Annotated in this window: 1 protein-coding gene; it reads right to left on the reverse strand. The window is 66.5% G+C overall.

The window, feature by feature from the left end; translation table 11 throughout:
- Positions 1-236: hypothetical protein (locus tag INF77_RS23110; protein ID WP_193543112.1), on the reverse strand; the 236-nt coding region annotated here is incomplete at both ends.

Below are 236 nucleotides of genomic sequence, written 5' to 3' on the forward strand. Positions count from 1 at the left end.
GAGATGTGCAGATTGGTTACCGACGGCGCCCCATAAGCGTCTACCGACGGGCTGCTCTGTACCGCTCCGGCCAGTGCTGGCTGGCTGCTGCCCGTCGGCGTCACCACCGCCATAAAGCTGTAGCCCGCGTAGCACTCCGGCAGGGCTGTTTCACGCCGCTCCGCGCCCACGAGACAAGAGGCGATGGGCGGATGACGGCTTCTGGTGTAATAAAAGAGGGGGGGGGGGGGGGGGGG

Source organism: Enterobacter cloacae complex sp. P1B (genome assembly GCF_014982345.1).
In the GTDB taxonomy this organism is placed as follows: Bacteria; Pseudomonadota; Gammaproteobacteria; order Enterobacterales; family Enterobacteriaceae; genus Enterobacter; species Enterobacter bugandensis.